The sequence below is a fragment of the Rhizobium sp. PRIMUS64 genome (genome assembly GCF_023006465.1).
GTDB lineage: Bacteria > Pseudomonadota > Alphaproteobacteria > Rhizobiales > Rhizobiaceae > Rhizobium > Rhizobium leguminosarum.
Window position 1 is genome coordinate 1 of sequence record NZ_JALBGX010000246.1, and the last position, 4212, is coordinate 4212.

General features: G+C 61.4%; 5 protein-coding genes. 3 read left to right on the forward strand and 2 right to left on the reverse strand.

The features are described from left to right. Both MOV76_RS38480 and MOV76_RS38485 read right to left on the reverse strand, forming a co-directional pair. The coding region (locus MOV76_RS38480) for a 2-dehydro-3-deoxygalactonokinase (RefSeq protein ID WP_247266527.1) at positions 1-628 on the reverse strand (628 nt) is incomplete at its 3' end. Further along, the gene (locus tag MOV76_RS38485) at positions 628-1392 is read right to left on the reverse strand and encodes an SDR family NAD(P)-dependent oxidoreductase (protein ID WP_047622119.1); all 765 of its coding nucleotides are present in this window, start codon (positions 1390-1392) and stop codon (positions 628-630) included. The genes MOV76_RS38485 and MOV76_RS38480, both read right to left, overlap by 1 nt. Before the next feature lie 111 nt (positions 1393-1503). Here MOV76_RS38485 and MOV76_RS38490 point away from each other — a divergent pair, with 111 nt between their 5' ends. From MOV76_RS38490 to MOV76_RS38500, 3 genes are all read left to right on the forward strand, one after another. Beyond that, a complete protein-coding gene (locus MOV76_RS38490) occupies positions 1504-2301 on the forward strand; it encodes an IclR family transcriptional regulator (protein WP_247266528.1) in 798 nt (265 codons plus the stop codon). Positions 2302-2554: 253 nt separating this feature from the next. Beyond that, positions 2555-3289: a LuxR family transcriptional regulator gene (locus MOV76_RS38495; protein ID WP_018449364.1), complete on the forward strand. Its 735-nt coding sequence runs from the start codon at positions 2555-2557 to the stop codon at positions 3287-3289. 636 nt (positions 3290-3925) lie between these two features. Continuing rightward, a partial coding sequence (locus MOV76_RS38500) for an iron-sulfur cluster assembly protein (protein ID WP_247266529.1) occupies positions 3926-4212 on the forward strand: 287 nt, incomplete at its 3' end.

The following is a 4212-nucleotide window of genomic DNA, read 5'->3' on the forward strand; positions in this document are numbered from 1 at the left end:
CCGGGCGCGCGAAAGCGGCCGAGACCGCGGCCTCGAAGGCTGCCGCATCCGCCGGCTGCTCTGCCGCACCGGCAACGGCATGCGAAAGGATCGTGTGTTTGCTGATGACGTCGAACAGCTCGCCGGTCATGAAGGTCGAAAAGCCGGTCACCTTGCTGTCCGTCACATGCACCCATTTCGAATGCGTGCCGGGCATGCAGACCGCCTGCGCTCCGGAGCTTGCGCGGCCGAGCGCGCCGAGAAGCTGGGTTTCTTCGCCGCGCATGACGTCGGGCGTCGCCATGTCCCGCTGGGCAAGGCCCGGCAGGATGCGGATGTCGCGGCTTTCTCCCGGTACGGAGACCGCCCCGGTCAGGATCGAGGCAAGCGGCGTCGGCACGTCGATATAACCGGCCTCGACCCAGCCCTGCCGTGCGCCGGCCATGCCGCAGATGATTACCGGCAGGTTTTCCGGCGCCTCGATGGCTGTGAGATGGCCGGTAAGCACCGTGGAAAAGCCGGTCTTTGCCGCACTCGTCATGCCTTCGCCGCTGCGGCGTTCGGCAAGGACGGTGCCGTCCCCACCCATCAGCCACAGCCGGAAGCTGCTGGTGCCCCAGTCCACCGCGACATAAGCGGGATTTGCCATTACAGTACGCCTCCATCGACAATCAGGGACTGGGCGGTCATTCCAGCCGCACAGTCGGATGCAAGAAACAGGCAGGGACCGACGATCGCATCGGGTTTGAGCGCGACCTTCAGGCACTGGTCCTCGACCGAGCGCGCAATGCTCTCCTCGGTGAGCCAGTGCTGCATCTGCCGCTCGGTGACGACCATGCCGGGCAGAATGCAGTTGACCCGGATGTTCTCCGGCCCGAGCCTGCCCGCCAGGCTCTTCGTCAGCCCGACGACCGCCGCCTTGGCTGCCGCATAGGCGGGAAAGCCGCCCATGTTCAGCTTGAAGGCAATCGACGACATATTGATGATCGCCCCGCCGCCGGCCACCCGCATCGACGGCACGACTGCCTGCGAGGTGAAGAAGACATGCTTGAGGTTGACCGCCTGGTTGTTGTCCCAATAGGCCTCGGTCACCGCGTCGAATTCATGGCGGTCGTCCCAGGCGGCATTGTTGACCAGCACGCGGATCGGCCCTGAGCTGGCAATGACGCTATCGACCGTGCGCCGGATCGCCTCGATGTCGCGCAGGTCGGCATGGTGAAAGGAGACCGGATGCGTGGTCTCCCGCGACAGCCTGTCGGCGAGTTCGCGGCCGGCAGCCTCGGCGATATCGATGAACGAGACCTTGGCGCCTTGGCGCGCGAAACCCTCGACGATCGCAGCACCGATGCCCGATCCGCCGCCGGTCACCAGCACGGCTCGGTCTTTGAACTCGGGAAATTGTGCTGCTGGCATTATGGTCACCGTCGCCTCCCGACCGTATTGTTGTTCCATTATTTGGAACTTAATTTGACTATATGGAATTATCGAATTACAGTGGCCTTTCTGTCAAGGGTGGATGAGGCAATGGATTCAAACGGCGGCGGCGCAGCACAGGCACGTGAGACCGGCACGCTCGGCAAACTGATGGTTCTGCTCGATCTCGTCACCCATGCGGATGCGCCGCTGCGTTTTACTGATGTTCTGGCTCTCGCCGGCCAGCCGCGCGGCACACTGCATCGCCAGCTGAGCCATCTGGTCGAGGAAGGGCTGCTCGAGCTCGATGGCGACGGCCGTTATGCGCCCGGCCTGCGCCTGCTCGATTTTGCCGCGCGCAGCTGGGCGCGCAACGAATTCCGCCTGATCGCCGAGCCGCACCTCGCCGATCTGCAGCGGGCAACCGGCGAGACGGTGCATCTTGGCGTTCTGAGAGGCCAGTCGATCATCTATCTCGACAAGGTCGAAGGCCGGCAGCCGGTGCGCATGTATTCTCAGATCGGCAATGCCTCGCCTTGTTATTGCACCGGCGTCGGCAAGGCCGCCCTTTCGCTGCTGCCGGCCGAAAGCCTCGTCGATCTTGTCGCCAGCCTGAGCTTCACCAGCTTTACCGCCTCGACCCATGTCTCGGCCGAAACGCTGCTTGCCGAAATCCGCGAGATTGCCGATCAGGGCTATGCTTTCGACCGCGAGGAGCATGAGGCCGGCATCCGCTGCGTCGCCGCACCCGTCTGGTCGGAGGATCGGACCTTTATGGGGGGTATTTCGATTACCGGCCCGGCCTATCGGTTGTCCATGGAACTTCTGCACCAATGGGCCGTTCCGGTTCAACTGGCGGCTGCGAGGATCATGGAAGGCATGCGCGTCCGTCTCGGTCCGCGCCGCTGAGAGAAAATTGCAATCAGCCCGCTGCTGGACGCAATCGCAGAGCATGCTTATGATGAGCGCGATATTGAGATTTGCCGACGAATCACCACAACTAGAACGGTCCGCGAAATCTACAACCAGTCACCGGCCGAACGCTCAACGCTGAAGCCGATTCCAACCAGCGATCGTCGTTCCCCGATGCAATCGAAACACCTATAGCGGGCAGGTTTCGCAAACGGTTTGCCGGCCGCTGTGCCGAAGATGAAGAAATGTGATGGCACCCTTGTCGCAAACATCCACGGAAGAAGACGATTATATCAAGGAAATAGCGGGCCTGAAGACCCAGTTCGATATTTTCCGTTTCATGAAACGGGTGACGGAAGCCTATCGCAGCCGTGCCTTCATGGTTCTCAACCTGCCGCCGATCACTTCCTTCGATCTTCAGGGCAGCACTGTCATCACCAGCTGGCCGGCCGAGCTTCTGGCTCTCTACGATCAGGAAGGCCTGATGGTGAACAGCCCGGTCCTCAGACGCCTCAGAACATCTGCGCGGCCCTTCTTCTACGACATGTCAAGACAGAACTGGTCGCGGGACGACGGCAAGTCCATCCTCGTCGCCTCCCTGTTCGAGCGCTTCAAGATGATGCGCGGCGCCTATTTTCCGACGCACGAGCCCTCCGGACTGCGCGGCGCCGTCTCTTTCGCCGGCGACCGCGAACCCTTCAGCCCGGCCGAGATGCGCGAACTCTGCTATATCGCCATCCATGTGTTCGACAGGCTTGCCGAGATCCGCAACCTCGATACGCGCATCACCGACACGCTGACCGACCGCGAGATCGATTGCCTGAACTGGACGGCGGCCGGCAAGACCAGTGCCGAAATCGCCGAAATCCTGACCCTGTCCGAGCACACGGTCAATCACTACCTCAACCGCGCCACCAAGAAGCTCGACACGGTGAACCGCACCCAGGCCGTCGCCAAGGCGCTGCGCATTGGCTTGATCAAATAAGTTGCAAAAAACAACCGAATGCTTTCGAAGCCGCCCAGCGCATAGGCAAGTCCTTCCCGTTGGCGGGCTGTCCCAAGCGCTTTTGCGCTGATTTTTCATCTGGCACGCTTTCTGCATCTCTTTTGCGAGAGGTCCAGAGGGGACTTTGAGACCAGCGCCAGGAAATGGCGCGGCCGACACACCGCTGCCCGACGCCGATGCCGCTTTCTCCCGGCCCTTCGGTGTCGGCGGCGGTTGTTGCGTTTTGGCACCGCTTCTTTCGCAGCTGTTTGCGATTTCCTCTTCCCGGTTCACTTTTCACTGGCCTTTTGCTCGGCTTGCTCTAGTTCGCCCCGGATTGCGCCGGTTCTCGGGGAGACCGTTGCGGCCATCAGGGCGAAAGCCCGGCGGACTTGATGGCCGCAACGGATTGCCAATTCCCCGGCGCTCTTTTGGCACGCCGTCAAATCGATTTTCTTCCCGATGATTTTGTTTGGCGAAGGCTTCCGTCTCCACTATCTCTACTGCATGATTTCAGCCTTGATCGATTTCGATCAAGGCTGAAATCATGCAGCAATTCAAAGTGCTACAGCGTCCTTTGCGCGTCTTGAAAGACGCGCGGCGCTGTAGTCTGCAAGAAAAAGCAGTGAGGGTGGAATGACCGACGTCACCAAGGAACAGGTTCTCGAAACGCTGAAGACCGTGCGTGGACCGGATCTCGAGCACGATATCGTCGAGCTCGGCATGGTCTCCGACGTCTTCATCTCCGACGGAAAGGTTTATTTCTCGATCACCGTTCCGGCCGACCGCGCCAAGGAGCTTGAGCCGATGCGGCTCGCTGCCGAGCGCGTCATCAAAGAAATGCCGGGCGTCAAGGGCGCCCTCGTCACACTGACCGCGGACAAGAAGGCGGCCGCCGCCGCTCCGGCTGCCCGCCCTGCGCC

Coding starts and splice junctions, on each gene's coding strand:
- MOV76_RS38485 (WP_047622119.1), bottom strand. CDS start 1,392: ATGCCAGCAGCACAATTTCCCGAGTTCAAAGACCGAGCCGTGCTGGTG.
- MOV76_RS38490 (WP_247266528.1), top strand. CDS start 1,504: ATGGATTCAAACGGCGGCGGCGCAGCACAGGCACGTGAGACCGGCACG.
- MOV76_RS38495 (WP_018449364.1), top strand. CDS start 2,555: ATGGCACCCTTGTCGCAAACATCCACGGAAGAAGACGATTATATCAAG.